Genomic DNA, 604 nt, shown 5'->3' on the forward strand with positions numbered 1-604 from the left:
GGCGGCAGGAAGCCGACCTTGGCGTAGACGTCCTCGAGCACGGGCGTGGCCACGGCGCGGGCCTTCTCGGCGCCGGCGGCGAGGATGCGGTCCAGCTCGGCGGGGTCGTCCAGCAGCGCGAGGGCGCGCTCGCGCACGGGGGCCAGGCGCTCGACGACGGCGTCCGCCACCGCGACCTTGAGGTGCCCGTACATCTTGCCTGCGAACTCCTCCTCGAGCTGCGGGATCGGTGTGCCGGACACCGCGGAGAGGATGGTCAGCAGGTTGGAGACGCCGGGCTTGGCCTCTCGGTCGTAGCGCACCTCGGTGCCGTCGTCGGTCACGGCCGACTTGATCTTCTTGGCGGTCTTCTTCGGCTCCTCGAGGATGTTGATGAGCCCGTTCGGGGACGCCGCGGACTTGGACATCTTCGACGTGGGGTCCTGCAGGTCGTAGATGCGCGCGCCGGTCTCCGGGTAGAAGCCGGTGGGCACCACGAACGTCTCGCCGTAGCGGTGGTTGAAGCGCTGGGCGAGGTCGCGGGTGAGCTCCACGTGCTGGCGCTGGTCGTCGCCCACGGGCACGCCATGCGGCTGGTACAGGAGGATGTCCGCGGCCATGAGCA

The 604-nt window shown here is 70.2% G+C and carries 1 protein-coding gene; it reads right to left on the reverse strand.

Features of this window, described 5'->3' with window-relative positions:
* Positions 1–604: tryptophan--tRNA ligase (gene trpS / locus AB0N07_RS50765; RefSeq protein ID WP_365847765.1), on the reverse strand; the 604-nt coding region annotated here is incomplete at both ends.

This window comes from Streptomyces sp. NPDC051172 (assembly GCF_040682555.1).
Taxonomy (GTDB): domain Bacteria; phylum Actinomycetota; class Actinomycetes; order Streptomycetales; family Streptomycetaceae; genus Streptomyces.